Here is a 726-nt window from a genome sequence, read left to right on the forward strand (position 1 = left end):
GGGGCATTGCTCGATGCGGAGATTCTAGCCGACGTTTACCTACTGATGACTGGTGGGCAAACGAGTCTAGAATTTAACGCCAACAAACAAGAAGGCGGGGTAGAAACCATTCGCCGCATTGAAGGAAGAAAAGCACTAAAGGTTTTGCGTGCAACTGCCGATGAATTAGAAGCGCACCAGAAAAGATTAGAACTGGTAAACGACTGTATTTGGCACCAATAGGAGAAGCTATGTTGAGGGCTTTGTCGGTCGCTATTTTAGCGATCTGGAGTTGTTTCGCATTTGCCGCGAGCGAGTCCGCCATGTCTTTGTTGGATAACCGTTTTCGTGTCGACCCGACCATCGAACAGATTACTTTTCTGGTTTATCGTGAACAAAGTTCTCAACCTGTTGTGTTAGTTCGTCCAGATGGTAAAAAATATTACGCGTGGGGCTCTTACGACAACGTTCGTTGGTATCAAGAACCATCACTCGACATCATTTCAGTCGATAACCCAATGCCCGGTCCTTGGCAAGCTGTGGGGAAAGTAACCCCAAAAAACAACATCCGCTTAATTTCACATCTCAAGCTCAGCACCGACGTATTCCCTAACCGTCTCTATAACGGAGAAGCGCTCAAGTTCACCGCGCGTTTAACTTCAGACGATAAGCCGCTTGTCCTGCGAGACTTTCTCGACCGCGTCAACTTGCGCGTCACCTTTACTAAGTTTGTCGAAAATGAAGACG

Annotated in this window: 2 pseudogenes; both read left to right on the forward strand. The window is 47.4% G+C overall.

Annotated elements, in window-relative coordinates:
• Window positions 1-222: pseudogene (locus R8O10_RS25000) on the forward strand (DNA polymerase III subunit epsilon); the annotation flags it as partial.
• Window positions 223-230: 8 nt separating this feature from the next.
• Window positions 231-726, forward strand: a pseudogene (locus R8O10_RS25005) (TIGR03503 family protein); the annotation flags it as partial.

Origin of the sequence: Vibrio sp. 1727 (assembly GCF_033344415.1) — a bacterium.
GTDB classification, from domain to species: Bacteria; Pseudomonadota; Gammaproteobacteria; order Enterobacterales; family Vibrionaceae; genus Vibrio; species Vibrio alginolyticus.